This window comes from Achromobacter sp. JD-1 (genome assembly GCF_038594925.1).
GTDB lineage: Bacteria > Pseudomonadota > Gammaproteobacteria > Burkholderiales > Burkholderiaceae_B > Achromobacter > Achromobacter spanius_C.
Genome location: NZ_JBCGCS010000008.1, coordinates 98,766 through 125,717, shown reverse-complemented (window position 1 = coordinate 125,717; position 26,952 = coordinate 98,766). Strand labels below are relative to the sequence as shown.

Genomic DNA, 26,952 nt, shown 5'->3' with positions numbered 1-26,952 from the left:
TCAAAATCCCCTATCAAATGTTCCCAATGTGCGGGGAAGCTTGGCGCTCCGGTGGGCATCGATTCTTGCCACGGACAAAGGGGAAGGCTGGCTCGGCGGTCTCTCGTTCTAGCGAGCGGAGTCGTTGGATTGTGCAATACAGGACTCTGGCCAGACCCTCGGACTTGCCCACTTTCTTTTGCACGGCGCCCCAACCGTCTTCTAGACCCTGCAAGGCAAAAATTCGGAGATTCGACTCGCGTTTCAGAAACAGAGCGCGAGACCGCGCAGAACGCGCTCTGGACTGCAATGGCTCTAATGTGGCTGCCTACCCGTCACCCGGGGTGTTTCGACCGCTCATGCGGGCTGTGGACGCGTCTAAGGACCATCACTGCATCTGCGAGGGCGTCCCATCTGGAATTGGTCCGGCCTATTGTGGCTTATCAGGTCAGACAGCGGCGCAGACGCTGTTGACACTGGCGTAGCCAGTAAAAGATTTGGGATTGGGAATGGGATTGGGATTGGTAGCTTTGCATCCGGTTTGCACTGGGTTCGAAAGTAAAACCTGGCCATAACCTGCTGGGTTTCCGCTACAGGCCCCCAGGTTCCCTCGCTTCGTGGGTATTTCTCCTATGAGGATGGCCATGGATCCTGTGTCAGCGGCGCTCATGGACCTCAAGATCTGAACAACTGTGCTGGGGCACAGCGCGCTCCTGTACGCGGTGTTTTAGAACCCAACTGGTCGAGTGCCGCTCTAGGTTTTGTTGTGGGAACCGGCGGTTAACCGAGTAGGAACCCAGCAGGATCCCAACGGGTTTCCTGTTACGAACGATGTTGCGTTGTGCTGCGGATTCGCAGTTCATATCCGGCGGTGATTGCTATCATCAGGCGTACCGATAGGGCTGTGTTTGTGGAGAAAAGTGTATGGACTTGGGTACTACGGTGATGCTCGGAGTACTTGTAGCTGTTATCGCATTCGGCCTTTGGGTCGCGAATAACATCGCTCGTTCCGAAGGGCGCAACAAAGAAGACCATCAGACCTGAAGCGGCAATAATTCGGAGTAGGTCTCAAAGATTAGGCTGGCTTGTTATGTTCTTTGAAGTAACAATTGGTCATCTAGTTCATTCCGGGAGGGGGACGTGGCCGATTTCTTCATTGAACATAGCCACATGCTGGCTTTGAAACCCATTAGCAGTCCGAACTCGGGTTTTAGGCCAGGCCAGTTGGGCGCTCTTCATTCTGTGGCGGCCCACTTTTCGGTCTACGACGAGCCGGCCATAGTGTCTTTGCCGACTGGATATGGGAAGACTGCCGTGATCATGGCGCTTCCTTTTTTGTTGGGCTCAAACCGTGTGCTGGTGGTGGAACCCACGGATGTGCTGAGACGACAGACCTCGGCTCACTTCGGCGAACTGTCGACGCTACGCAAGCTCAAGGTCTTACCGGCGGAGGCAGAAAATCCTCATGTACATCCACAGAAGGGCAGGCCATTAAGCGCCGATGAATGGCTTGCCCTTCGAACTTTCGATGTGGTCGTGTCCACGCCAGCGAGCACATCGCCGGTCCTGGAGCCCGTAAGCCCCGCAGACCTATTCGATTTGATTATCTTTGACGAGGCGCACCATGCTCCAGCAGACACTTGGAGTGCGTATCTCGGTCACTACTCCCGCGCCAAGTTTGTCTTCTTGACGGCTACTCCATTCAGGCGCGATAAAAATCCAATTCCGGGCCGTCTGGCATATAGCTATCCAGTTTCCAAGGCGTCTCGCGAACAAGCGTTTGGGAGCGTCTCCTTTCGTCCAGCGCCTGTGCATAACGATCACGATGAGGACGAGGTGGACCTCGCCATCGCAAGGGTGGCGATTGCACAGCTGCGGGAAGATCAGGCGCAAGGATTCGACCATCGACTGTTCGCGCGAGCATCCTCGATATCCGCTGCTAGGAAGCTAACGGGGATTTACGCCGGGCTTGGGGTGAGGGTAGAAGCGATCGACAGCGGAATTTCCAAACGGAGGCAGGAGCAACTGGAGGTCTCCTTGCTCCGGGGGGAGCTGGAAGGAATAGTCTGCGTTGACATGTTCGGGGAGGGCTATGACTTTCCAAAGCTGAAGATCGCAGCACTCCATGCGCCGCACCGCTCCCTAGTTCCAACGATACAGTTCATAGGGCGGTTCGCGCGAACAAACGATGAACGGACGGGCAACGCTACTTTAGTGTCGACTGTGAGTCGTCTGCAAGATGCCACCGCAAGGCTCTTTCAAGAGGGAGTGGACATCGCTTCCCTTATCGACGAAGAGGCGAGGCGTCAGCTCGCCGAAGGGGCTGCCGATGAATCAATCTTGGAGATCTTGAAGCCGAAGAGGCAGACAGTCTCGGACTACGACGCCGTGTCGCCAATGTCATTTGAGCTATATGCCCATGCTCGAATCTTTCAGTGCGACGTGGCCCCGGACTTCACTTTGTTTGAGGCATTGATAGGGCGAAGGCTTCACTTGGCTAAGCAGTGGATCTCGGATGATGGATTGATCACACTGCTTTTGACCGTCGACAATGAGCCGCCGAACTGGGCGACTGCTGACGTGCTTGTAAATGTACGACACGACGTTTTCCTGCTGGCCTACAACGCTGCTACACGATTGTGCTTCATCGGCTCCACTCGTAGAACAGATCGCTTATATATCGCACTAATGCAGGTCGTGGCCAAGGATCACCATAGACCTTTGAGCTTCGAGGAGACCATCCGTGCGCGCGCCGGCCTTACGGATATGCGCTTCTACGCTGTTGGCTTGCGTAATACGGCCATAAATTCGCAAGCAGAATCCTATCGCATGCTAACTGGACCTCGTGCTGAGCGAGCGGTCACGCCGGGCGATGGGCGCGCCTACGTACAAGGACATTACTTTGGTAGTGGATTGGAAGATGGCGAGCGTGAAACCATCGGAGCAAGCAGTAACTCGCGTATATGGAGCAATCAACGTCTCTCCGTATCGCAATACCTTGACTGGATATCGAAGCTGAACAATCGCTTGAATGGCGACGAAACGCTGGCAGAGTCTCAGCTAGATCTCGTCCAGCATTCGCAGACGTTGCGGCGAATCCCAGATGTTGTCATTGGTGGAAGCTGGTCGCGCAATGCCTACAAGCAGGCGCACCGGTTGAGATATCGACGTGTTGGACAGCAGCAGTGGCTCTATCGCCAAATCACTGATCTAGAGCTCTCGTCATTCGCTTCAGGACCTGATGGCCTGGATTTCGAAATCGTCTCGGACTCAGATGCGGTGCCCTACCGCATGTCTTTAGCCGGGGGCGCATTGTTTCGACAGCACGGCGCTGGTTGGGAAGTCGAAATATCTAGCACGCACGATGACTGGTTGGATTTTGACCAGTGGCTTTCTATGCACCCTCCAATCTTTTACGCAGCCGACAAGTCATCGTTCGAAGGGATGAACTGCTACCCGCCTCCGAAGCTGGCCAGCAATCGGCTTCTTGATGAGGACGTCGAGAACCCTGGGTGGGATGGCTGTGAGATCGGTAGAGAGTTTGACGCCGATAATCCCGAACGAATGACCGTCCACAGACATTTGGAATTGTGGATCAGGGCGAAGGAAAATCTCGAGGTCCTCGTTTATGACCACAGGACTGGGGAGGCCGCCGACTACATCGCGGTCACACGAGAAGAAGACGACAGAGTCCTCGTCAGTCTGTATCACTGCAAGGGAGCTGGGGGCGAACCGAATGGTGCCCGTGTTGACGACGTCTACGAAGTCACCTGCCAGCTACTAAAGTCAGTTGTTTATTGCGAATCCCGTGTGTTGGTCGAGCATGTGGAGCATCGGATAAATGAAAGGCGGCATAGGCGTCCGTCAGTCTTCAAGATCGGCAATCTTGCAATGTTGCAAGAGATCTTGCTGAACCGGGGCGCGGAAAAAGTCAGTTTCGCCATCTATGGCGTGCAGCCGGGGATTTCGAAAGGACAGATTGATGCCCACCTCGCTGATCTTATGGCCTTCAGTATTGACTACGTGAAAAGAGGGGGCGCGGCCGTTGGGAAGTGGTTGGTGAACGCATAGCCGAGACTTCCATCAGGTGGGGCCGCCTTTGTCACGAGAGACTTAAGGGCGTGGGCGCAACACTGAAGTGGTTTCTGAGCAAACTTGGACAACTGCTCGCAACGCGTCGAAGGTGGCCCAGATGCAACAAATGTACTGGGAAAGCTTTGCCGTGCTTCGCGGTGCCGAAGACCAGGCGGACCAGCGGCTCTCCGCTTCGCACACTGAATAAAACCTGTCGAGGAGTGCGGCGGCTGGTCCAGGTTCGGCTCTGTGGGCGATCTTATTCCGTACCGTATTGAGTTGCTCCGCAGCAACCCAGCATGCGCCCTCATTAAAGTGTCCGGCGACTGCTCTTGCCAAGCACAAGGCATTAGAGAATGTGAGCTTCGCTTCGTCAAAGTAGCGAGGGTTGGCGACTGACGAACGGGTAATGGATCGCAGTTGCTCTTCGACCAGGAGGTGTCCTTTCAGTATTGCTGTGAGTTCGTCCGCTGTTGGAGGAACGAGCCGAAAAAATCGTTCGTCATTCTCCGCAAAATCGGCTTTATGGTTGGCAGGACTCTTCGCGGGGGCGCTCGCATGAGATATAGGGGCGCGACGAGGTTAGCGCGCAGTAGCGGGGAGGAGCAATCTCGGCTTTGGCAGGGACTACCTTATCTCTTGCTAGGCGGAATTCACCAGCCCGAACTTTCAGCTGATGTCTGTGGTCTCGGCTCCGAACGAGGTACGGTCGTACCTGGGAAAGTTGCGTACCGTACATTCCTTCATGTAGGTACGGTACGGAGGGATCACAGCTTGCGATGGCAACAGTCCGCGTATGTAGGTGATTTTCTGGGAGAATTTCGGAACTTCAGGCGGGTGAGCGCACGTAAAACCGGCCTCGATCCGCTGTCTGGTGACTTGCGTCATTCCCCGCGTGGCCTATCGCAGGCGTTCTGCCTGTGGAGGTTTGATTTTGTGTCTCAACCCCAAAAGGGGCCGCTGTTTGTTCGGCATGGAGCCCTTGCTCGTGGAGGCGACCTGAGCTTGTCCGGCACACTGCTGGCGTGGTCTGGTATCGGCCATGCGGCCACGCCCAATACGCTTGGCTGCATGGCCTTCCCGGGCTTGGACTGCGTTGGCGACAGGCCGATTTCGACCCATTGCCGCCGTTCGCTTCTCAATGGCGGCGCCTTTCAGCATTGATGCGACTGAAGGGCGTGCATGCGGGAACCGATCGTGCCCCCACAGCGCGTCAACGAGCGAACGCCGGCTCTGACTCCGCATTCATTATTCATGCTGTTATTCACCAACGCACAGCCCGCGCCGCGCACGGCCTGCGCCACGTTACAACGGGCAGAAGGGCCGATCAAGTTCATCGGGTTTGATATTCGATTTATCGAACTGACTATGAAACCCTTCGCACAACTCCTCAGAACGCGCGATCGTGACTTGCGCTGGCGCCGGGCGAACCGCGGGCGGCGAATTCTGCGCGACGGCCGCAGCGGGGCAACGGCGACTGATCGAGGTGCATCTACACTCGTCGCCTCGCTGGCCTCGCGCCCGGCGGTCGACGCTGCCCGGCGATGGCTGAGGCCCGTAGAAGACGCTTCAACCTCTGCCAGCGCACTCGCCCCGGTGACAGCTGAGCTGGGGCGGCTTTCGAGAAAAAGTTGAAAAGTATCAACGTTACATCGAACCTGCGCACCAAATCTACTTCGCGCGCCCTTTTTGTGCTGCCAACCAGGCGTCAAATTTTGCGATTTCGCTTTTCTGCGCCGTGATGATCTCCTTTGCCATTTGTCTCATCTCCGGATCTTTTCCATGCTTGAGTTCGAATTCGGCCATGTCCACTGCTCCCAAATGATGCATGCGCATCATGGCTGCAAAGTCTCGATCTGGATCGCCCGAGGCCTCAAATGTGTTCATGCGCTTTTGCATGTTCATCATTGAATCCCGCATATCGGCGGGAGTGTCGACCTTTGAGGGGTTTGACCCCATTGTCGATCGATTCTCTGGGCTAGCTGCCGTTTGAGCTGGGGCGGCGAAAGGAATGATGGCTATGCTAGCTCCGAGTAGAAGGGCGACCAAGCGGCTGACTACTCCGGTGCGCGCATAGAGTGAAATTTTAAAATGGCCCATGATTTTTCCAAGAAAGGTGGTGCTGTCCATATCCTGGGCAGCGGACCTCGCGCAGCAAATCTCATGCCCACCACCGCGCGAATCGGGGGCCGACGACCACCTTTGCCACCAATCGCGGTCCGGTAGCCCCATCGAGGTGGGCAGTGAAGCGAACGAGTCTCTCGCTGCATCCTTTGATGGTTGGCCTAATCGCGCCGCTGCGGGTGAACTTTTCTCATCGACTAGGCACTAGGAACGAGGCTGTACTCGTCCCACTTAAATGGTCGCTCACGATCTGGCGACGGCTGCGCGGGGCTTTGTCCGGCGGCCGAGTACGACCTAGGTGATTGTCGAAGAGCACAAAGCCGAAGCAACTTCGAACTTCTCCCGTTTCTGGCCAAAGAGATGCGCGTGGATACGAAATGAGCCGAAGTTGATGATGCTGCCACATAGCGATGGGTGCAAGTCCGGAGTTCGTCCACGCTCCATTCCACTAGCAAATCGCGGAGGCTTGCCATGAGTTCAGCCCCTGTGTGCACCGAATCAGTTAAACCCAACAAACGCACCCTCACCGAGCTCCGCACGCTGCGCGAGCCAAGGGCCAAGCAGTTAGCCGTTAGTGTCCGGAGGATAGTCCAGTTCACCGAAAGAGATCTGGCCGGCGGCCTTGGCGGCATCGAGTTCCGCGCGAATTTCCCCACGAGGTTTGGATTGGGACAACGTCTCGAGAAGCGCAGGCGGATAGGCTTGTTCCGCGTTGTTTACAAGCCCAGCAGCTTTCGCCTCGCGCAATTCCTCACCGACCTGGGCGCGCGTCTTCGCACTCAGTTGCGAAAAGGGGGGTGGATAAGCCTGCTCGCCATACGTAATCAGCCCGGCCGCCCGCGCCTGTTGCAATTCCTGCAGGACCTGCTCTCGGGTCTTCGACTGTGCGTATGCAGTGGACGCCATGCCGACCGAAAGCACAGAGACGAGAAGGGAAAGAGTGAAGCGATTCATAAGATTTCTCATAGTGAATAGAAGTCCGCTGGCTGGCGAAAACGAGCTCTCCATCACCCAGCGACGGACCTCCAGTGAACGGGGTACGGTCGGTCCAGGCTCTTCCTGTGGCCGCGCTTCGAGGATGCCGCTGGAGAACTCCGCAGAAATGGACCGCGGTGCGATCTCAAATCTGAGTGCGATGGAGGAAGCGTCGTGCCTCAAGTTCCGAGGGCATTGAGCCAACCGGCTTCACCGTCCACAGCCTGCCAGTGTGGATGGGACGTCTGCGACAGAATGCTGTGTCGGTCACCCGGTGCATCGCCTCTTCCGAAGGCGGCAGTCCACCCTTCCTCGCCGTCGGTCAATGTCCATCCATCGGCCGTAATGGGGCGCTTCTTCCAAGCTGCCAGGTCTTGAGCGACCTGCTCTCGTGTGACAGCGGAGGGCGCATAATGTGTCGCAACGCCGATTTCGTCGTTGGTAACTTCGAAGGTAGTGGATGCGCCGGCGATGGCCGGCCCGAGCGCTGCCGCAGCCACAATAAGTGAAGTGATCGATTTGCGAGTTCGCATAAATAGTCCTTGGGTTCAGAGTTCAACGGCGTGGTTGTCCTACAGGCTGAACTCTACGTGGGCTGTCCTGACATGACTCGGACTGCCTGATTACATTTATGCAATGAATTGAGGTGGACTATGCGTATTCTGGTCATTGAAGATGAGCGCAAGCTTGCGCACTATCTTCAGAAGGGATTGAGGGAACACAACTACGTCGTCGACGTTTCACTGGACGGGACAGACGGCAGGCATGCCGCACTGGAGAACAACTACGACCTGATAGTGCTGGATGTCATGCTTCCCGGTATCGATGGGTTCGGTATCTTGAGTGACCTGCGCCGGGTTAAGGACACGCCTGTGCTCATGTTGACCGCGCGCGATAAGGTGGAAGACCGCGTTCGAGGTTTGGAGGGTGGAGCGGACGACTACCTTGTAAAGCCATTCGCGTTTTCGGAGCTCCTTGCTCGGATACAGGCATTGCTGCGCCGCGGCCGAGGGCAAGAATCCACGCTTTTGCGACTGGACGACTTAGAGTTGGATCTAGCCCGTCGCAAGGCTCACCGTGCGGGAGTCAGACTTGATTTGACCGCGAAAGAATTTTCCTTGCTCGCGCTGATGTTGCGCCGGCAGGGTGAGGTGCTGTCCAGGACAATGCTCGCGGAGCAGGTGTGGGATATGAATTTCGATGGCGACACAAACGTCATTGAAGTGGCGGTGCGCCGACTCCGCGCGAAGATTGATGACCCTTTCGAAAAAAAACTCCTTCACACCGTGCGTGGGATGGGCTACGTGCTCGAGGCTAGAGCATCGTGAGAGGCTGGCGCATACCGTCAATTGAAATCCGCCTCACGGTCCTGCTGGGCGTGATCGCTTTCGTCGTATCCTGCATCGCCGGCTATACCCTGTTCTGGGCACTTAAGCGGGAAGTGCAGCGCCAGGAGATGAGTGAGGTGGCGGGAAAGTTGGAGCTAATAGACCATCTAATTGACATGCTCGATACGCCTCAGGACATGGAGCAGTTTCGGGAGACTCTCGGCAATATCCTCGTCGGCCATGTCAATCTGAGGGTGTGGATCTTGGGCCGTGATGGAAAAGTACTCTATGGCACCGACGCGCCTCCCGCCCTGCGGCAAGTGGGCGAGGACGAAGTGTGGCTAAAGACTCTGGACGGATGGGACATGCGTGGTTTGAGTCTGAAGATTGACAGTCCGGTTCTCAAAGACGCCGACCTGATCGTCGCGGTGAATATTCGGCCAAGCATGCAGTTCCTGTATGCGTTTGCCACTGCACTTATTTTCATCTGCGCACTGTGGGTCGGCGCCACGGTGGTTCTATCCGCCTGGGCGGTTCGGCGTTCGTTAACGCCAATACGCAGGCTATCCGTCCAGGCCTCACTTATCCAGCCCGAGAACTTGGCGGTACGGCTTCCAGAGCGCGGGATCGACCGGGAGCTACGCGAATTCACGCACACGTTCAATAACACGCTGGATCGTTTGCAAGCCGCGTATCAGCAGATGGAGGGCTTCAACGCAGATGTAGCGCATGAGCTGCGTACTCCGTTGGCGACGTTAATCAACGGTACCGAAGTCACACTTTCCTCGGCTCACTCCGTTGATGAGCTGAAGGATCTGCTCGCCTCAAACTTGGAAGAACTGCAGAGCCTGACGGCGCTTGTCAATGATATGTTGTTCCTTGCTCGTGCAGACGGCGGGGAGCTCGCTCAGGATCCGCAACAAGTCCAGCTGCTTGATGTAGCAACGCACGTCGTCGAGTACTACGAAGCTGCATTGGAGGAGGCCGGACTGTCGGTCACTATTCACGGTGGAGGGGCGGTTCGAGCAAATCCGCGCTTGCTGCGCCGGGCCTTGGCAAACCTGTTGAGCAACGCCATAAAGGCGAGCCCAAGAGGTCTCAACATTGATATTTTCTGTCGAGGCAGTGGCAGCGAAGGCGAAATCAAGGTCCGCAACATGGGAACCCCCATCGAACCAGAGGCATTGCCGCGAATTTTTGATCGTTTCTTTCGGGCTGACAGCGCCCGCAGCGGGAGGGCGGAGGGACATGGGCTAGGTCTCGCGATCGTTGATGCAATAGCACGCATGCATGGTGGTACTGCGTTTGCGGCATCTAATCGAGGCGGCACAGAAGTGGGCATATCAATCGGCCATACAGCTAACATTACAAAAAAGTAATCTCTCTGACAGCTTGGGGTTGGGTGCGGCTATCTATAGTGCCAAATACTACCTTTCCATCTAAGCTCAGAGGATTGCGATGGCTAAGAAAAAGATATTGGCTAAAGCGGCCACAGCCACGGCTGCGTTGATGATTTCCCTGGGTGCGGCGGCCTCTGGGGACCACGCCGGGGGTCATCGCGACGGCCATGACACGGCCGCGGTGATCGGCAAACCTGGTTCGTCCGACAAGGTGTCTCGAACGATCGACGTCAACATGACAGACGCCATGCGGTTCATGCCCAGCGACGTTGAGGTCAAGGCCGGCGAGACGGTTCGGTTCAACGTGACCAATTCGGGGAAGATTCGTCACGAAATGGTGTTGGGGACAGAAGCAACTCTCGATGCCCACTATCAGATGATGCTGAGCGATCCCCGTATGCGTCATGAGGAACCCAACTCGATCTCATTAACGTCCGGAAAGACGGGCGAAATCGTGTGGCAGTTCGACAAGGCAGGGCGAGTCGCGTTCGCATGCCTGGAACCGGGCCACTATCCCGCAGGCATGAAAGGCGCAGTGTCGATCAAGTAACCAAGACCGGGGGCCTTATTGGCCGCCCCGGGGAGATAGCGAATGACAAGTGCAGTTTCAAACCCACGCCGCCGCTTCGTTCAGGGCTTGGCTGCCGGAGGTACGTTGGCCAGCCTCGGTCTTTGGCGCACGCCCGTCTGGGCGGCCACCAACGCGTCGCAGAATACAGTGCTGTCTGGCACCGATTTTAAGTTGGAAATCGCGCAGACTCCAGCGAACCTCACGGGTGCGCCACGTATGGCCACAACGGTCAACGGGACACTGCCTGCTCCGACATTGCGCTGGAAGGAGGGCGATACTGTCACGCTACGCGTGACTAATCGCCTGAAAGAGGATACCTCGATTCACTGGCATGGAATCCTTCTTCCCACGGGCATGGATGGCGTGCCGGGGCTCAGCTTTCCTGGTATTCGTCCGGGGGAGACGTTTGACTACCAATTTCAAGTGCGCCAAAGCGGCACCTATTGGTATCACAGCCATTCGGGCTTCCAAGAGCAAACCGGGCTGTACGGCGCGATCGTCATCGATCCTGAACGTCCCGACCCGGTAAGCGCAGATCGCGATCACGTCGTACTGCTTTCGGACTGGACCGACGAAGATCCGATGAGTGTCTTCCGCAAGCTGAAGGTGTCGCCCGATTACTACAACTACATCCAACCATCGGTTGAGAGTCTCCGAGAGGATGCGAAGAGGGTCGGATGGAAGCAGGCATTGAATGAGCGTCTGATGTGGCAGCAGATGCGCATGAACAATACGGACCTCGCCGATGTGTCCGGCGCCACGTATACCTTTCTGACGAATGGGAAATCGCCCGCTGGGAACTGGACTGGACTCTTCAGGCCAGGAGAGAAAGTGCGCCTCCGCTTTATTAACGGCTCGGCAATGACTTATTTTGACGTCCGGATCCCCGGTCTGAAAATGACCGTGGTGGCCGCTGACGGGCAGCCCGTCAGGCCGGTGGAAGTGGATGAGTTCCGGATCGCTGTCGCAGAGACCTTCGACGTTATTGTCGAACCGGCTGAAGACCGTGCCTACACCATCTTTTCGCAAGCTATGGATCGGTCTGGCTATGCGCGCGCTACGCTCGCCCCGCGCGAGGGAATGCAGGCGGAAGTTCCCGCATTAGACCGCGTGCAAGTTTTGACCATGATGGATATGGGCATGGCTCACGATATGCCTGGGATGGAGGTGGGCGGCTCGAGTGGAGCCGCGATGGAGGGAATGGATCATTCCTCCATGGGAAGCACACCATCGTCAGGGCCAGGCGCTATGGATCATGGTTCGATGCAGGGCATGGATCACGCCGGCATGAGCGGTATGGGCGCAATGTCGGGAATGGCAGGAATGAACCATGGCAACAATGGAAATGAAGGGGGCATGGTCGAGGTCAAGCACCCCTATCCGGAAGAGCGCAGTCCTGCCAATACGATGCCCCCCGACGTCGTCTCGACGAGATTGGACGACCCGGGCCCTGGCTTGCGCGATAACGGCCGCAGGGTTTTGACATATGCCGATCTCCATTCCGTGATGGAACCGGCGGACAATCGAAATCCCACGCGGGAGATCGAGCTCCATCTGACGGGCAACATGGAGCGCTACATGTGGTCATTCAACGGTCTTAAGTTCACTGAGACAAAGCCCATTGTGCTGAAGTTTGGAGAGCGGGTCCGCTTTGTTTTGGTCAATGACACCATGATGACTCATCCCATTCATTTGCACGGAATGTGGAGCGACATGGAGTCCCCAGATGGGAAGTTCCAAGTCCGCAAGCACACAATAAGCTTGAATCCTGCGCAGCGTATCACCTACCGAGTGAGTGCCGACGCCCGAGGAAACTGGGCATATCACTGTCATCTTCTTTTTCATATGGAAGCTGGCATGTTCCGTGCAGTGGTCGTGGAGTGAAGGCAAATGACAAACCATAAAGGTACGAAAAATCGGTTCGCGGCGATTGCAGGAGGGGCAGTTCTGGCTGTCACTGGGGGGTTAGCGATGGCTCAAACGAATCCCGGCGCAATGCCTGGTATGGGCCATGGTTCGGTGGATGGCATGAACCACGGTTCGGCGGAAGGATCTAGCCAGGATTCGGGGAAAGGCATGGACCATGGCTCGATGAAAAACATGAGCCAGGATTCGATGAAAGGCATGGACCATGGCTCGATGAAAGGCATGAGCCAGGATTCGATGAAGGGCATGGACCATGGCTCGATGAAAGGCATGAGCCAGGATTCGATGAAGGGCATGGACCATGGCTCGATGAAAGGCATGAGCCAGGATTCGATGAAGGGCATGGACCATGGCTCGATGAAAGGCATGAGCCAGGATTCGATGAAAGGCATGGACCATGGCTCGATGAAAGGCATGAGCCAGGATTCGATGAAGGGCATGGACCATGGCTCGATGAAAGGCATGAGCCAGGATTCGATGAAGGGCATGGACCATGGCTCGATGAAAGGCATGAGCCAGGATTCGATGAAAGGCATGGACCATGGCTCGATACAGAACATGGCGGGCGGAGCGAATTCAGGCGAAGTGCCGGTTGGAACTTTACCCACAAGCGACGGCACAACAGAACAACGATATTCCGCTTACGACATCCATCCACACATGATGGACAACATGATCACGAGCCATCTGCTTTTTGACAAACTGGGAATGGCGTATGACAGAGATGGCAACACTGGTGTTCAATGGGACGGCCAGTTCTGGGTCGGGCGTGATCTGAATAAGCTCTGGATAAAGAGTGAAGGTGATCGGGTCAATGGCAGCACTGACGGAAAGATCGAGGCGTTCTGGAGTCACACCGTTTCACCATTCTGGGATCTACAGTTGGGTGCGCGACGCGATTTCGGCACTGGTCCAAAGCGCAACTGGGCCGCGATCGGTGTTCAGGGAGTGGCTCCCTATAACATCGAGACGGAAATAACGGGTTATGTGGGAGGTTCTGGACGAACCGCGCTCGCGCTGAAGGCTGAATACGATCTGCTACTTACACAGCGCCTAATCCTGACTCCAGAGATCGAAGCCAGTGTGTACGGAAAAGACGACAAGGCGCGAGGTGTCGGTGCGGGCTTGTCGGATGCCTCGCTCTCCTTTCGCTTGCGCTATGAGCTGACCCGCGAAGTTGCACCGTACATCGGTGTTTCGTTCGGACGAAAGTTCGGAAAGACGGCGAGCTATGCGAGCGAAGAGGGAGAAAGCCGGTCTGAGCGCGCGATCTTGGCTGGGGTTCGCATCTGGTTTTAGCGTCTAGCGCCGCCCAACGCATTTTGTCGGTACCCTAGCTCTCTTAGCAACGACACGCCGGCTTTGGGAATGAGCCTTTCCAACTCGTGGTTCGAGTTGGATGGGATACGAACCGAGCAACCGACAACAGTTTGACACTTCCAACATCCCAAATGGCAGGGCGGAACGCCGCTCCAATGATTTTAATCCGCAGTGTATTTAGGACCTCACAATGCCAACCTTTTTCGCAACAATTCGCGCCACTTTGACTATGGCCGCTATGCTCGCCAGCGTCGCGGCCATCGCTCATCCGAAGTTGCTTTCTTCCTCGCCCAGCGACAAGGCCGAGGTGACTGCACCTCCGAAGATCGAGCTGAAATTCTCGGAAAATCTGACAACGCAATTCTCAGGAGCGACGCTGGTCATGACCGGTATGCCCGGTATGGCGAACCACGGGCCGATGAAGGTGAACGCCAAAATCTCAGGTAGCGATGACCCGAAGGCTATGATCATCACGCCGGCGCAAGTGCTTGCGCCTGGCAACTACCGAGTGGATTGGCGTGCGGTGTCCTCCGATACGCATCCAGTCACCGGCAGTATCGCGTTTACCGTCAAGTGATTCCTGAATGGACTGGCCGACTGTCGTCGTGCGTTTCGCACTCTATCTTGACCTTGCCATGCTTTTCGGGCTGCCGCTATTCAGTATGTACGCGCTACGTCAACGGGAAATCGCCTCGTCGACGGGTGCGCGATTCTTAGCGGTTAGCACGGCGCTCGCTGCTCTGGGCATCATCCTGTCGCTGGCCAATATTGCCATAATGGCCAAAAGCATGACCGGCGCCACATCCTACGCAGAGCTTCAAAGCCACGTCTTCGAAATGATCGTGACAGGCACTGACTTTGGCGCGGCATGGGTGGCTCGACTGGGTGCGTTGATGCTTTGCGTGCTAGTGGGAGTACTTGCTCGCACGCATCAGAGGGTCGGACTAGGCATTTTCTCGATAGCCGGTGGCATCGCGCTGTCCACACTCGCTTGGGGCGGGCATGGTGCCATGGACGAAGGCTTTAGGCGCTACGTTCACCTCACATCGGACATCGTGCATTTGATCGCTGCCGGCGCTTGGGCGGGCGCGCTCCTCGCGTTCCTCCTGTTATCTCAGCCGACAGCCACCTCCGGCAACGTTGCCTTATTGAACCGCACTTCAAACGGCTTTGCCCAAGTGGGCACAGCCATCGTGCTGACGCTTGCCATTACGGGCGTGGTCAACTATTTGTTGATCGTCGGTGCTTCGCTACCCGATATGTCGTTGACATCCTACGGTGGTCTGCTTGTCGCAAAGCTTGGCTTATTTGGCACGATGCTTGCACTGGCTGCCGCTAATCGCTTCTATCTAAGTCCGCGTCTGGAGCACGCCGTCCGAACGGGCGATCATGCGATAGCTGTTCTTACGCTACGTCGTAGCCTCATGTTCGAGAGTAGTGCTGCCACTCTTATCCTGCTTCTTGTTGCAGCGCTGGGGATCCTGTCACCATCGCCCATGTCGTGATGACTTCCAGGACTCTAGTGCATTTTCTATACCGCCAACCCGAGAAATTTGATGCGAACAGAAAGCCACAGCGCCAATCTTCTGCGTAGAGCCCTATTGGTGACGATCGTCTTGTCTCCCATCCCCTTGATGGCCCAACCGAAGACGCTCATCGAAGTCTGGAAGACGCCCACTTGCGGCTGCTGCAAAGACTGGGTGAGCCATCTCGAAGCCAATGGCTTTGAAGTGACCACTCATGACGTCAGCGATACCTCGTCTGTACGACAACGTAACCGCATCCCGGACGCGTTCGGCTCCTGCCATTCCGCAGTCGTTGGAGAATATGTACTGGAGGGGCACGTCCCGGCCAGGGAGATCACCCGACTGCTGAAGGAGAAGCCAAACGCAGTCGGACTGGCGGTTCCGAGCATGCCTCTGGGCTCGCCAGGAATGGATGGCCCGGACTACGGAGGAAGGCACATGGCCTATGACGTGCTTCTCGTCCTGCCCTCAGGGAAGGCAGAAGTCTATCAGTCCTATACATAGCGTAAGGCTGCCGGCATCTCAAGACTGATTCGATTCCTCAGATCGTGGGCCTTTCAGAACAAGCCTCTAGTAAGGGATTGACCTTCCGGCGATGGAAAGGCCTATGCTGTAGATCTACGCCATCCTAGCGAGGAGTGTCATGGCAAAGCCTACCAAGCCGCCAGCTGGTGTCGGTGACCATTCCGGGCATTCGTCCATGGGCGAGCCTAGCCACCACGCATGTCACCGAGACCGCGCCGACCAGCCTATTGATGGGGCAGGTCGAGGGGGGCATGCAACGGGTGGGCGACATGTACCCCATGCCCAGCCCACAGAGTATGACGCGACGCATGGTGCCCTGCCGGCACCTGGGAAAATTGCCGCGCAGTACACATGCCCCATGCATCCACAAGTCCGACGAGCCGGCCCGGGCAGCTGCCCCATCTGCGGCATGGCACTCGAACCCGTAACGGTCTCTTTGGATGATGAGCAGGACGGCCATGAGCTGCGTGACTTCAATCGTCGGTTTTGGATAGGCCTTCTGCTCACCTTGCCGGTATTTGTTCTGGAAATGGGTGGACACCTCTTCAACCTGCACCGATTCATCAGCCCGCAAACGTCCAACTGGATACAACTTATCTTCGCGACCCCCGTCGTGTTGTGGGCAGGCTGGCCGTTCTTTTCGAAGGCATGGCAATCGATCACGAATCGCAGTCTGAACATGTTCACACTGATCGCACTGGGAACAGGCGTAGCTTGGGTGTACAGCATCGTTGCCACTTTCATACCGCAACGGTTCCCGGAGGCCTTCCGTCCACAAGGTGCGGTGGCCGTCTACTTTGAGGCCGCGGCAGTGATTACGGTTTTGGTTTTGCTCGGCCAAGTCCTCGAGCTTCGTGCTCGCGAAAGAACTTCGGGTGCGATTAAGGCGTTGCTGAGCCTTGCGCCGAAAACGGCAGTAAGAGTCAGTCCGAATGGTCAAGATGAGACTGTAGATCTGCAGTCCGTGCAGGTGGGGGATAACCTGCGCGTACGCCCGGGAGAGAAGGTGCCTGTGGATGGCCAGGTCGTCGAAGGGCGATGCACGGTTGACGAGTCGATGGTGACAGGTGAGCCTATTCCGGTGGCGAAAACACCGGGCTCCCGTGTGACAGGGGGGACAATGAATCAGTCCGGCAGTTTTGTCATGCGTGCCGACCGTGTGGGTGCGGACACTTTGCTAGCTCGGATCGTTCAAATGGTAGGCGCGGCGCAGCGAAGTCGCGCTCCGGTCCAGCGATTGGTCGATCAAGTGGCCGGCTGGTTTGTGCCTGCCGTCATCCTCGCGGCTGTACTGGCATTCGGAGCATGGATGCTGTGGGGGCCGACGCCCGCCTTCACCTATGCGCTGATCGCAATGGTCTCCGTTCTGATCATCGCGTGTCCGTGCGCGCTCGGGTTGGCAACTCCTATGTCCATCATGGTCGGTGTCGGCCGCGCCGCCCAAAGCGGGGTACTCATCAGAGACGCGGAGGTACTGGAGCATATGCAGAAAGTGGACCTCGTGATCGTCGACAAGACAGGTACTCTAACGGAAGGCAAGCCCACAGTTACAGAGGTTGTGCCGGTCGAGGCGATAGACCGGGCCGACCTACTTCAGGCACTCGCCAGTGTGGAGCGCGCAAGCGAGCACCCCCTTGCTGCAGCCATCGTCGGCGCTGCGGAGAACGAGGGAATCCAGCTGTTGCCGGTGGCCGATTTCGACTCTCCTGTGGGGAAAGGAGTGATTGGGCTGGTGGCTGGGCGCCGAGTAGTGTGCGGTAGTGCCCGCTTCTTAGAGGAGCAAGGGGTGGACGTGCCCGCCGAGCGCCACGGAGAGGCTATTCGCGAAAAAGGAGCCACCGTTATCTACGTAGGCTGGGATGGCCAATACGCAGGATTAGTCGGCATCGCAGACCCCATCAAGTCGACCACGCCGCAGGCGATCAAGGCCCTTCATCAGGCAGGAATCAAGGTGGTAATGCTGACGGGAGACAACAAGACGACGGCCCAAGCCGTTGCGAGGCATTTGGGAATTGACGAAGCAGTAGGGGAGGTGCTGCCAGAGGACAAAGGGGCGGCTGTACGGCGGTATCAGGGAAAAGGCCACACCGTCGCGATGGCAGGTGACGGCGTGAATGATGCGCCTGCACTTGCCGCGGCGAACGTCGGCATTGCCATGGGGACCGGCACGGATGTCGCCATGGAAAGTTCCGGCGTCACGCTGCTTCACGGCGATCTCATGGGCATCGTCCGAGCACGCCATGCTTCCAAAGCGACGATGCGGAATATCAAACAAAACCTCTTTTTCGCATTCGTCTATAACGCTGCAGGAATTCCCGTTGCAGCTGGCGTTCTTTATCCGGTCTTCGGAATATTGCTCTCGCCCATTATTGCTGCAGCGGCCATGGCCTTGTCTTCGGTGAGTGTAATTGGAAACTCGCTGCGACTTAGGTCTGTAGACCTGGATGCATAGCTGTCATGGGCTCAAGCTCTAGCCAGGTGCGGCATCGCTTGCGGGCGGGGACCGCGAGGCGCGTGCGGTAACTGGTCCTCAGTGAGCCTAGGTAGCTAGCCTCGCTGCGCGGGGCGACATTACTCAAATGTAATGAAACAGAATACAGCGTTGGGCTCTGCAGCTGGGTTGAGTTCGCCCGGTCCATCTCTGCGCTTAAGCAGCGACGTTACGGGGATGCGGCATGAAACGTGCTGCCAGATATGTGGGCGCTAACGCCCCATTCCATAGGAGCTCTCCATGAACTCGACTCAATATGAAACCTGTATCCGCGAATGCTATACCTGCGCCCAGGCGTGCGACCAGTGCTTCGCCGCTTGCCTAACAGAAGAAGACGCAACGAAGATGGCAAGATGCGTAAAGCTTGACGCTGATTGCTCGGCAGTATGCAGGCTAGCGGCGGCATATATGGCCCGAAGTAGCGAATTCGCTCGCCAAATATGTGACCTTTGCGCGGAAGTATGTGAGGAGTGTGGCCAGGAATGCGCAAAATTCCAGAGTAGCCACTGTCAACATTGCGCGAGCATATGCAATGATTGCGCGCAGGCCTGCCGTGCCATGGCGTAGTCGGCGTGCTGCAATCCGCTGAGGCGAGGGCGAGAGCCAGCCCCAGGCCCTCGCTCGATCTGTGTAAAACCGCAAAAATTTGCAGGCATCTCGCCCTTCCCACGAGCCAATAGACACCGGGCATCTGTGCCCCTAAGCCCACCACTCGATGGCGCTGCCTGGAGGGCTGCTTAATCCCTTCGCCGGCATTCGACAAGGAGTGTTGTATTTAATCTACTATAGCCCCCCTATACTATTTGAAATGACCGACATGGCACTACGGCTCGATGGCACTTGTCGCCGACGGCTGGCACATGTCCACACACGCTGGTGCCATGCTTATCATCATGCTGGCATATGGCTACGCGCGACGCTATGCAACAGACCGTCGGTTTACCTTCGGCACCGGTAAGCTAGGCGACCTGGCCGGCTTTGCCATCGCCGTAGCGCTTGCGTTGATCGCCATGCTCTTTGGCTGGGAAGGCGTCGTGCGTCTAGCCAATCCCGTTCCCATTAGCTATAACCAGGCCATCGGGTGGCTATCGTGGGTTTGGTGGTGAATCTAGTGTCGGCTGTCTCCTCAAAGACGCTCCTTCCCATCATCATGACCACGGTCACCACCATGATCACCATTTTGAACACGGCTTCCATGCCAAGGACAACAATCTTCGCGCTGTCTATATTCATGTCTTGGCGGACGCTCTAACTTCGGTACTTGCCACTGTTGCGTTGATTCTAGGCCGCAGCTACGGATGGTTATGGGCTGATCCAGTCATGGGTGTGATCGGTGCGTTGGTTATCTTGCGCTGGTCGTGGCGACTGATCCGTGAATCCGGCAACGTGCTTCTGGATGCCACCACTGAAGGGACCAAGGTGCGAGAGGAGATCGCTGAGGCGCTAGCGGGGAGCGAAGATTCGATTGCGGATCTGCATGTTTGGCAGATCGGTCCTAGTCACTTTTCCGCTATCGTCTCGCTTGCGACTCAGAGTCCCAAGGACAGTTCGTTCTATAAGGCCAAATTGTCGCACATTCACGAACTTTCACATTTGACTGTCGAAACACAAGCTCTCAAGTAGCTAAGGACGGAGAGGCGGCGCGACCCGTGCACTCCGTCTAGCCCCTTGGGCGACGCGCAACGAGTCTCTATCGTACGACGACGGGTCCAATCTTTTAGTTTGTGTGTTGGTCAGTGCTCCGAAATGGATTACGACAACCGGGCGAGGAGTCTGGTCGCCGGCGCGCTGACATCCACCGATTACTTGCTTGACCTCGAGATTGCTCTTCAATCGCCGCCTTGGAGCGCGGTCCGCTTACCGGCCCAAAAAAACATTCCCTCCGCCGCAATTCTGATGACCAAAGTTCCTACAGGCATCCACGGCCGCGGAGCATGCCCGAGCGGACCTACGCCGCTGCGGCGAGCTGTCCGCATGACTGCAGCTTTGTTGCTGCAAACGATTGCTTCTTGCCGAAGTTCGACATTTTCAGCTGTCCGCTTCTGGCCGATGGCAGACACTCATCATCCACGTGTAGCTCACAGCCGTTGGAGGGTACCTCAGTGCACTGGCGTGGGGGACCTCGCGATGTGATGGTCCCATTCAGCGCCCAAGTTCAATGAACTTTCTGGGGAAGAATGCCATGTTCAATTAACCAGTGCGGCCAAAGTGAATGAACCAAATTTCACTAAGTCCATGATTCAAAAAATGTCGAGTGTCCACCTTCGATGAACTTCGACATTTGGGCTATGAGGTTCAAAATTCGGCGAGCAGGTCAAGAGACCTTAGATCGGCGCTTAGCCAAAGGCGGATATTTGGTTCATTCAAGTTGGTATTTTGTCCAAAAAGTTCATTCAACTTGGATTTCTCACCGAAAAGTTCGTTCAAGTTGGGCAGTGGAATCAGGCCGCTGTCGAAGTTCACTCAACTTGAGATTTGATTCACTGAAGTTGGAGTGTAATAAGTGAGTAGATCGAGGCAGCGCGCGGCTTGCGACAGAGAGCCGCTACTTCAAAGGCCAAAAGGTAGCTTGACGAGCACTTCGCGCCGCATGGCCTTTCGGATGAGCATTTGGTTCATTAAAGTTGGGATAATTCCGATACCGGTTCGAATGCGCGTTCGCCGCGCCGTCCTTGACGTTGATGAGCGAGCGCGCGCCGCAGCGCAAGCACCAGCTCAGGGCGATGTTCAACGCCCTGCGTTGGAAGGCTCGTGCGGGAGCGTCGTGGCGTTCGCCACCCAATGACTTTCCGCCGTGGGATGAGGTGTATCAGCAGACACGGCGTGGCTTGCAGGCGGATTGTCTCGAGGCATGGTGTATGACTTGCGTTCGGTGTTGCGCGTGGCCCAGCAGCGCCAGGGTCAACCCAGTGCAGTGATCCTTGATGGTCGCACGCTGCAATCGACGTGCGAGAGCGGTCCGCGTGCTGCGGGCTATGAAGGCCACAAGTGCAAGAAGGGGAGCAAGGTGCGCATGGCCGTCGATACCTTGGGGCATCTGCTGGCGGCGCGCGTAACACCGGCCAACGAGCGAGAACGGGCACAGGTCAAGAACCGCGCCACCTCGGGCGGCCCGCAACCGGCGGAAATGGAACGCTTGCTGAAGGAGGTGCGCGCGCTGGTGGCCATCGCGCCGAAAGAGAAGAGCCAGTAGGGATCGCGCTTGCCGGCCCGGACCGGGAAGGCGGAGTTTAGCCCCGGGCCGGGAAGGGCGCCGTGAAGCGGCGCAGCCGCAGCGCGTTGCTCAGCACGAACACACTGGACAGAGCCATCGCGCCCGCCGCGAACACCGGCGACAGCAGGCTGCCGTTCACCGGGTACAGCAGGCCCGCCGCCACCGGGATCAAGGCCACGTTGTAGGCAAAGGCCCAGAACAGGTTCTGCTTGATGTTGCGGATGGTGGCCTTGGACAGGGCGATGGCGTTGGGCACGCCGCCCAGGTCGCCCGACATAAGCACCACGTCGGCGGCCTCGATGGCGATGTCCGTGCCGGTGCCGATGGCCAGGCCCACGTCCGCTTCGGCCAGCGCCGGCGCGTCGTTGATGCCGTCGCCCACGTAGGCGATGGGTCCGTACTGCTGCTTCAGGCGCTGTACGGCTGCGACCTTGCCGTCGGGCAGCACTTCGGCGACGACTTCGTCGATGCCGAGCTGGCGGGCGATGGCTTCGCCGGTACGGCGGTTGTCGCCGGTGATCATGGCGACCTTCAGGCCCAGTTCATGCAGGGCGCGGATAGCGGCGGCCGTGGTTTCCTTGATGGGGTCGGCGACGGCGATCATGGCGGCCAGCTTGCCGTTGATGGCGGCGTACAGCGGAGTCTTGCCTTCGTCGCCCAGGCGCGCGGCGTCCGAGCCGAAGGACTCGACGCTCAGGCCCAGCTCGCGCATGAAACGGTCGGCGCCGATTTCGACTAGGTCGCCGTCCACGCGGGCGCTCACGCCGAAGCCGGTGATCGATTCGAACTGCGAGATCGTGCCCAGCGCGATGTTCTCGGCGCGCGCCGCGTCCACGATGGCTTGGGCGATCGGATGTTCGGACTTGGCTTCGACGGTGGCGACCTTGCCCAGCACGGCGGACCGTTCGAAGCCCGGCGCGACGATCAGGTCGGTCAGTTCGGGGCGGCCCTTGGTCAGGGTGCCGGTCTTGTCCACCGCCACCACCTTGGCATCCTTCAGGGACTGCAAGGCTTCGCCCTTGCGGAACAGCACGCCCATCTGCGCCGCGCGCCCCGTGCCCACCATGATGGAGGTCGGTGTGGCCAGGCCCATGGCGCAGGGGCAGGCGATGATCAGCACGGCCACCGCGTTGACCAATGCGAACGTCAGGGCAGGCTCGGGCCCGAACGTGAGCCAGATGATGAAGGTCACCACCGCCGCGGCCATGACGGCTGGCACGAACCACATCGTGATGCGGTCCACCATGGCTTGGATTGGCAGTTTCGAGCCCTGCGCCTGTTCGACCATACGGATGATCTGCGCCAGCAGCGTGTCGCCACCGACCTTGGTGGCCCGGAACGTCAGCGCGCCGTTCTGGTTGACGGTGCCGCCCACTACTTCGGCGCCGGGCGTCTTCTCCACCGGCACGGGTTCGCCGCTGATCATGGATTCGTCGATGTAGCTGTTGCCTTCCACGACTTCGCCGTCCACGGGGATGCGCTCGCCGGGACGGACTTCGATCAGGTCGCCCGTGACCACGTCTTCGATGGCGAGTTCAAGCGTGGCGCCGTCGCGGACAACACGCGCGGTCTTGGCCTGCAGGCCCAGCAAGCGCTTGATGGCCTCGGACGTGTTGCCCTTGGCCCGGGCCTCAAGGTAGCGTCCAAGCAGGATCAGCGCCACGATCACCGCGGCGGCTTCGAAATAGACATTGACCGTGCCGGCAGGCAGGAGGCCTGCCGCGAAGGTGGCGACCACCGAATAGGCGTAGGCGGCGGACGTGCCCACCGCCACCAGCGAATTCATGTCAGGCGCGCCGCGCAGCAGCGCGGGGATGCCCTTCTGGAAGAAGCGCAGGCCGGGGCCGAACAGCACGATGCTGGCCAGCACGAATTGCAGGTACCAGCTGTTCTGCGTGCCGATGGTCTCGGCGATGACATGGTGGAACGCCGGCACGATGTGGGCGCCCATTTCCAGGATGAACACGGGCAGCGCGAAGACCGTGGCGACGGTCAGCGCGCGCTTGAGCGATTTCAGCTCGGCGGCCTGGCGTTCGGCCACGGCGTCGGTGTGGCTGGATTCCGCCGAGAGGGGCCGCGCCTCGTAGCCGGCCTTGGCCACGGCCTGGATCAGGGCGTTGGCGGGGACGCCGCCGGCCGCGGTGATGCTGGCGCGCTCGGTGGCGAGATTGACGCTGGCGTTGCTGACGCCGGGCACGGCCTTCAAAGCCTTTTCGACGCGGCCCACGCAGGAGGCGCAGGTCATGCCGGTGACCGACAGTTCGATCGTGGTTTCGGTGACGGTGTAACCCGCTTTCTGCACCGCCTGCACGGCGGCAGCGACGTCCGGCGCGCTCTCGAAAGTGATGTCGGCGCGTTCTGTCGCCAGGTTGACGCTGGCCTTGTTGACGCCCGGCACGGCCTTCAAGGCCTTTTCGACTCGGCCCACGCACGAGGCGCAGGTCATGCCTTCGATGGGAAGGCTGACCGCGACGCTGTCTGCTGCGGCGGCACTCATATCCGCTCCTTGAAAACTTGGAATTTCCTGTTGGGGTCGTCTCAGAAAACGGAAAATAAAGCACGCTAAGGCGTAACTACCCTCGGCTACACCGCGTCGGCACCACGCGGCTCTTTCTCCCCTTGCAGCGAAGCAATCAGCGGGCAAGAAACGTTCCCTTGCCGCGCATGGCAGGCGAACACAAGTTCGGATAGCACGGTTTCCATGCGCGCCAGGTCGGTCATTTTTTCGCGCACGTCCTGAAGCTTGTGCTCGGCCAGGCTGCTGGCTTCCTCGCAGTGGGTGCCGTCATCCAGCCTCAGCAGCTCTGCGATCTCGTCGAGGCTGAATCCGAGCCGCTGGGCTGATTTCACGAAGCGCACCCGCGTCACATCCGCCTCGCCATAGCGGCGGATGCTGCCATAGGGCTTGTCCGGCTCCGGCAACAAGCCCTTGCGCTGATAGAACCGGATTGTTTCCACGTTGACCCCGGCCGCCTTGGCGAAAACGCCAATAGTCAGATTCTCCAAATTTTTTTCCATATCGCTTTACTCCGTACATTGGTACGGAAGTAAGCTTAAGCTATCCAATCCAGATTTGAAAGGACAAGCGTATGTCTGAACCTCAAAACGGGCGCGGGGCGCTCTTCACTGGCGGGCTAGCCGCCATCCTCGCCTCGGCTTGCTGCCTGGGGCCGCTGGTTCTGATCGCCCTGGGGTTCAGCGGCGCTTGGATCGGCAACTTGACGGTGTTGGAACCTTATCGCCCGATCTTCATCGGCGCGGCGTTGGTGGCGCTGTTTTTCGCCTGGCGGCGCATCTACCGACCGGCGCAAGCCTGCAAACCAGGGGATGTGTGTGCGATTCCCCAAGTGCGCGCTACTTACAAGCTCATTTTCTGGGTCGTGGCCGCGCTGGTTCTGGTCGCGCTCGGATTTCCCTACGTCATGCCATTTTTCTATTAATCACAGGAGTTCATCATGAAAAAACTGTTTGCCTCTCTCGCCATCGCTGCCGTTGTTGCCCCCGTGTGGGCCGCCACCCAGACCGTCACGCTGTCCGTACCGGGCATGACCTGCTCCGCTTGTCCGATCACCGTCAAGAAGGCGATTTCCAAGGTCGAAGGCGTCAGCAAAGTTAACGTGACCTTCGAGACACGCGAAGCGGTTGTCACCTTCGATGATGCCAAGACCAGCGTGCAGAAGCTGACCAAGGCCACCGAAGACGCAGGCTATCCGTCCAGCGTCAAGAAGTGAGGCACTGAAAACGGCAGCGCAGCACATCTGACGCCCTTGTCTGCTACCACAAACGAAAAAGGATCTGTCGCATGACCCATCTAAAAATCACCGGCATGACCTGCGACTCGTGCGCGGCGCACGTCAAGGAAGCGCTGGAAAAAGTACCCGGCGTCCAATCTGCCATAGTGTCCTATGCCAAGGGCGCGGCCCAGCTCGCCCTTGATCCAGGCACAGCGCCGGACGCACTGACCGCCGCCGTGGCTGGCCTGGGCTACAAAGCGATGCTCGCCGATGCCCCGCCGACCGACAACCGCACTGGGCTGTTCGACAAGGTGCGCGGCTGGATGGGTGCCGCCGACAAGGGCAGCGGCGGCGAGCGCCCGTTGCAAGTCGCCGTGATCGGCAGCGGTGGAGCCGCGATGGCGGCAGCACTGAAGGCCGTCGAGCAAGGCGCGCAGGTCACGCTGATTGAGCGCGGCACCATCGGCGGCACCTGCGTCAACGTCGGTTGTGTGCCGTCCAAGATCATGATCCGCGCCGCCCACATCGCCCATCTGCGCCGGGAAAGCCCATTCGACGGCGGCATGCCACCCACACCGCCGACGATCTTGCGCGAGCGGCTGCTGGCCCAGCAGCAGGCCCGTGTCGAAGAACTCCGTCATGCCAAGTACGAAGGCATCCTGGACGGCAATTCAGCCATCACCGTTCTGCACGGTGAAGCGCGTTTCAAGGACGACCAGAGCCTTATCGTTAGTTTGAACGAGGGTGGTGAGCGCGTCGTGATGTTCGACCGCTGCCTGGTCGCCACGGGTGCCAGTCCGGCCATGCCGCCGATTCCGGGCCTGAAAGAGTCACCCTACTGGACTTCGACCGAGGCCTTGGTCAGCGACACCATTCCCGAACGCCTGGCCGTCATCGGCTCGTCGGTGGTGGCGCTGGAACTGGCGCAAGCCTTCGCCCGGCTGGGTAGCCAGGTCACGATCCTTGCGCGCAGCACGCTGTTCTTCCGCGAAGACCCTGCCATCGGCGAGGCCGTCACAGCCGCCTTCCGTGCCGAAGGAATCAAGGTACTGGAACATACGCAAGCCAGCCAAGTCGCCCATGTGGACGGCGAATTCGTGCTGACCACTGGACAGGGCGAAGTGCGCGCCGACAAGCTGCTGGTCGCCACCGGCCGGACACCGAACACGCGCAGCCTGGCATTGGAAGCGGCGGGGGTAGCCGTCAATGCGCAGGGGGCCATCGTCATCGACAAGGGCATGCGCACCAGTAGCCCGAACATCTACGCGGCCGGCGACTGCACCGACCAGCCGCAGTTCGTCTATGTGGCGGCAGCGGCCGGCACTCGTGCGGCCATTAACATGACCGGCGGCGACGCCGCCATCAATCTGACCGCGATGCCGGCCGTGGTGTTCACCGACCCGCAAGTGGCGACCGTGGGCTACAGCGAGGCGGAAGCGCACCACGATGGCATCGAAACCGACAGCCGCACGCTGACGCTCGACAACGTGCCGCGTGCGCTCGCCAACTTCGATACCCGCGGCTTCATCAAGCTGGTCATCGAGGAAGGCAGCGGACGGCTGATTGGCGTACAGGTGGTGGCCCCGGAAGCGGGCGAACTGATCCAGACGGCTGTTCTCGCCATTCGCAACCGCATGACGGTGCAGGAACTAGCCGACCAGTTGTTCCCCTACCTAACGATGGTCGAGGGCTTGAAGCTCGCGGCGCAGACCTTCAGCAAGGACGTGAAGCAACTGTCCTGCTGCGCCGGATAAGGAAAAGGAGG

Annotated in this window: 21 protein-coding genes and 1 pseudogene; 17 read left to right on the top strand and 5 right to left on the bottom strand. The window is 58.3% G+C overall.

Annotation, left to right across the window (positions count from 1 at the left end; translation table 11 throughout):
• Positions 1-1,119 precede the first annotated feature (1,119 nt).
• Positions 1,120-4,050 carry a DEAD/DEAH box helicase gene (locus WBR68_RS14645; protein ID WP_230694598.1) on the top strand — a complete coding sequence of 977 codons (2,931 nt, stop codon included), beginning with the start codon at positions 1,120-1,122 and terminating at the stop codon, positions 4,048-4,050.
• Between the two features lie 1,674 nt (positions 4,051-5,724).
• Here the strand turns inward: WBR68_RS14645 and WBR68_RS14640 are convergent.
• From WBR68_RS14640 to WBR68_RS14630, 3 genes are all read right to left on the bottom strand, one after another.
• On the bottom strand, positions 5,725-6,183 hold the full coding sequence (locus WBR68_RS14640; RefSeq protein WP_050449051.1) for a DUF305 domain-containing protein: 459 nt from the start codon (positions 6,181-6,183) through the stop codon (positions 5,725-5,727).
• 558 nt (positions 6,184-6,741) lie between these two features.
• Positions 6,742-7,131, bottom strand: coding sequence for a DUF4148 domain-containing protein (locus WBR68_RS14635; RefSeq protein WP_050449052.1), 390 nt, complete (start codon positions 7,129-7,131; stop codon positions 6,742-6,744).
• Positions 7,132-7,331: 200 nt separating this feature from the next.
• A complete protein-coding gene (locus tag WBR68_RS14630) occupies positions 7,332-7,685 on the bottom strand; it encodes a DUF4148 domain-containing protein (protein WP_083447512.1) in 354 nt (117 codons plus the stop codon).
• Positions 7,686-7,805: 120 nt separating this feature from the next.
• On the opposite strand from WBR68_RS14630, the gene WBR68_RS14625 reads away from it, so the two are divergent.
• From WBR68_RS14625 to WBR68_RS14565, 13 genes and pseudogenes are all read left to right on the top strand, one after another.
• A complete protein-coding gene (locus tag WBR68_RS14625; protein WP_175234529.1) occupies positions 7,806-8,480 on the top strand; it encodes a heavy metal response regulator transcription factor in 675 nt (224 codons plus the stop codon).
• Positions 8,477-9,859, top strand: a complete 1,383-nt coding sequence (locus WBR68_RS14620; RefSeq protein WP_175234528.1) for a heavy metal sensor histidine kinase — start codon at positions 8,477-8,479, stop codon at positions 9,857-9,859. Before WBR68_RS14625 ends, WBR68_RS14620 begins: the two co-directional genes overlap by 4 nt.
• 79 nt (positions 9,860-9,938) lie before the next feature.
• Positions 9,939-10,430, top strand: a complete 492-nt coding sequence (locus tag WBR68_RS14615) for a cupredoxin domain-containing protein (RefSeq protein WP_050449055.1) — start codon at positions 9,939-9,941, stop codon at positions 10,428-10,430.
• Between the two features lie 42 nt (positions 10,431-10,472).
• A complete protein-coding gene (locus WBR68_RS14610; protein ID WP_050449056.1) occupies positions 10,473-12,335 on the top strand; it encodes a copper resistance system multicopper oxidase in 1,863 nt (620 codons plus the stop codon).
• A 519-nt stretch (positions 12,336-12,854) separates the two neighbouring features.
• Positions 12,855-13,676, top strand: coding sequence for a copper resistance protein B (locus WBR68_RS14605; RefSeq protein WP_370641235.1), 822 nt, complete (start codon positions 12,855-12,857; stop codon positions 13,674-13,676).
• A gap of 211 nt (positions 13,677-13,887) precedes the next feature.
• Positions 13,888-14,274 carry a copper homeostasis periplasmic binding protein CopC gene (gene copC / locus WBR68_RS14600; protein ID WP_050450192.1) on the top strand — a complete coding sequence of 129 codons (387 nt, stop codon included), beginning with the start codon at positions 13,888-13,890 and terminating at the stop codon, positions 14,272-14,274.
• Between the two features lie 7 nt (positions 14,275-14,281).
• Positions 14,282-15,202, top strand: coding sequence for a copper homeostasis membrane protein CopD (copD, locus tag WBR68_RS14595; protein ID WP_050450193.1), 921 nt, complete (start codon positions 14,282-14,284; stop codon positions 15,200-15,202).
• Positions 15,203-15,253: 51 nt separating this feature from the next.
• On the top strand, positions 15,254-15,727 hold the full coding sequence (locus tag WBR68_RS14590) for a DUF411 domain-containing protein (protein WP_175236335.1): 474 nt from the start codon (positions 15,254-15,256) through the stop codon (positions 15,725-15,727).
• A 139-nt stretch (positions 15,728-15,866) separates the two neighbouring features.
• Positions 15,867-18,200 carry a copper-transporting P-type ATPase gene (locus WBR68_RS14585; protein WP_083447581.1) on the top strand — a complete coding sequence of 778 codons (2,334 nt, stop codon included), beginning with the start codon at positions 15,867-15,869 and terminating at the stop codon, positions 18,198-18,200.
• Positions 18,201-18,479: 279 nt separating this feature from the next.
• Positions 18,480-18,806: a four-helix bundle copper-binding protein gene (locus WBR68_RS14580; RefSeq protein WP_083447582.1), complete on the top strand. Its 327-nt coding sequence runs from the start codon at positions 18,480-18,482 to the stop codon at positions 18,804-18,806.
• Positions 18,807-19,072: 266 nt separating this feature from the next.
• The gene (locus WBR68_RS14575) at positions 19,073-19,345 is read left to right on the top strand and encodes a cation transporter (RefSeq protein WP_050450196.1); all 273 of its coding nucleotides are present in this window, start codon (positions 19,073-19,075) and stop codon (positions 19,343-19,345) included.
• Positions 19,287-19,862 (top strand): cation diffusion facilitator family transporter, encoded by a 576-nt coding sequence (locus WBR68_RS14570; protein ID WP_342490504.1) that lies wholly within the window; start codon positions 19,287-19,289, stop codon positions 19,860-19,862. Before WBR68_RS14575 ends, WBR68_RS14570 begins: the two co-directional genes overlap by 59 nt.
• A gap of 1,049 nt (positions 19,863-20,911) precedes the next feature.
• Positions 20,912-21,333: pseudogene (locus tag WBR68_RS14565) on the top strand (transposase); the annotation flags it as partial.
• A gap of 136 nt (positions 21,334-21,469) precedes the next feature.
• Here the strand turns inward: WBR68_RS14565 and WBR68_RS14560 are convergent.
• Complete coding sequence (locus WBR68_RS14560; RefSeq protein ID WP_175179080.1) at positions 21,470-23,950, bottom strand: heavy metal translocating P-type ATPase; 2,481 nt, start codon at positions 23,948-23,950, stop codon at positions 21,470-21,472.
• An 86-nt stretch (positions 23,951-24,036) separates the two neighbouring features.
• Entirely contained in the window at positions 24,037-24,471 is a 435-nt protein-coding gene (locus WBR68_RS14555; protein ID WP_000414383.1) for a mercury resistance transcriptional regulator MerR, read from the bottom strand.
• Between the two features lie 71 nt (positions 24,472-24,542).
• Here WBR68_RS14555 and WBR68_RS14550 point away from each other — a divergent pair, with 71 nt between their 5' ends.
• From WBR68_RS14550 to merA, 3 genes are all read left to right on the top strand, one after another.
• On the top strand, positions 24,543-24,893 hold the full coding sequence (locus WBR68_RS14550; RefSeq protein WP_001294666.1) for a mercuric transport protein MerT: 351 nt from the start codon (positions 24,543-24,545) through the stop codon (positions 24,891-24,893).
• Positions 24,894-24,908: 15 nt separating this feature from the next.
• Entirely contained in the window at positions 24,909-25,184 is a 276-nt protein-coding gene (gene merP / locus WBR68_RS14545) for a mercury resistance system periplasmic binding protein MerP (RefSeq protein ID WP_000732290.1), read from the top strand.
• Positions 25,185-25,255: 71 nt separating this feature from the next.
• A complete protein-coding gene (gene merA, locus WBR68_RS14540) occupies positions 25,256-26,941 on the top strand; it encodes a mercury(II) reductase (protein WP_003090700.1) in 1,686 nt (561 codons plus the stop codon).
• The last annotated feature ends 11 nt before the right edge of the window (positions 26,942-26,952 follow it).

Bases quoted from the DNA above. Each gene is read 5' to 3' on its own strand.
- WBR68_RS14640 (WP_050449051.1), bottom strand. From the start codon at position 6,183: ATGGACAGCACCACCTTTCTTGGAAAAATCATGGGCCATTTTAAAATT.
- WBR68_RS14635 (WP_050449052.1), bottom strand. From the start codon at position 7,131: ATGAATCGCTTCACTCTTTCCCTTCTCGTCTCTGTGCTTTCGGTCGGC.
- WBR68_RS14630 (WP_083447512.1), bottom strand. From the start codon at position 7,685: ATGCGAACTCGCAAATCGATCACTTCACTTATTGTGGCTGCGGCAGCG.
- WBR68_RS14625 (WP_175234529.1), top strand. From the start codon at position 7,806: ATGCGTATTCTGGTCATTGAAGATGAGCGCAAGCTTGCGCACTATCTT.
- WBR68_RS14615 (WP_050449055.1), top strand. From the start codon at position 9,939: ATGGCTAAGAAAAAGATATTGGCTAAAGCGGCCACAGCCACGGCTGCG.
- WBR68_RS14610 (WP_050449056.1), top strand. From the start codon at position 10,473: ATGACAAGTGCAGTTTCAAACCCACGCCGCCGCTTCGTTCAGGGCTTG.
- WBR68_RS14605 (WP_370641235.1), top strand. From the start codon at position 12,855: ATGAAGGGCATGGACCATGGCTCGATGAAAGGCATGAGCCAGGATTCG.
- copC (WP_050450192.1), top strand. From the start codon at position 13,888: ATGCCAACCTTTTTCGCAACAATTCGCGCCACTTTGACTATGGCCGCT.
- copD (WP_050450193.1), top strand. From the start codon at position 14,282: ATGGACTGGCCGACTGTCGTCGTGCGTTTCGCACTCTATCTTGACCTT.
- WBR68_RS14590 (WP_175236335.1), top strand. From the start codon at position 15,254: ATGCGAACAGAAAGCCACAGCGCCAATCTTCTGCGTAGAGCCCTATTG.
- WBR68_RS14585 (WP_083447581.1), top strand. From the start codon at position 15,867: ATGGCAAAGCCTACCAAGCCGCCAGCTGGTGTCGGTGACCATTCCGGG.
- WBR68_RS14580 (WP_083447582.1), top strand. From the start codon at position 18,480: ATGAACTCGACTCAATATGAAACCTGTATCCGCGAATGCTATACCTGC.
- WBR68_RS14575 (WP_050450196.1), top strand. From the start codon at position 19,073: ATGGCACTTGTCGCCGACGGCTGGCACATGTCCACACACGCTGGTGCC.
- WBR68_RS14560 (WP_175179080.1), bottom strand. From the start codon at position 23,950: ATGAGTGCCGCCGCAGCAGACAGCGTCGCGGTCAGCCTTCCCATCGAA.
- WBR68_RS14555 (WP_000414383.1), bottom strand. From the start codon at position 24,471: ATGGAAAAAAATTTGGAGAATCTGACTATTGGCGTTTTCGCCAAGGCG.
- WBR68_RS14550 (WP_001294666.1), top strand. From the start codon at position 24,543: ATGTCTGAACCTCAAAACGGGCGCGGGGCGCTCTTCACTGGCGGGCTA.
- merP (WP_000732290.1), top strand. From the start codon at position 24,909: ATGAAAAAACTGTTTGCCTCTCTCGCCATCGCTGCCGTTGTTGCCCCC.
- merA (WP_003090700.1), top strand. From the start codon at position 25,256: ATGACCCATCTAAAAATCACCGGCATGACCTGCGACTCGTGCGCGGCG.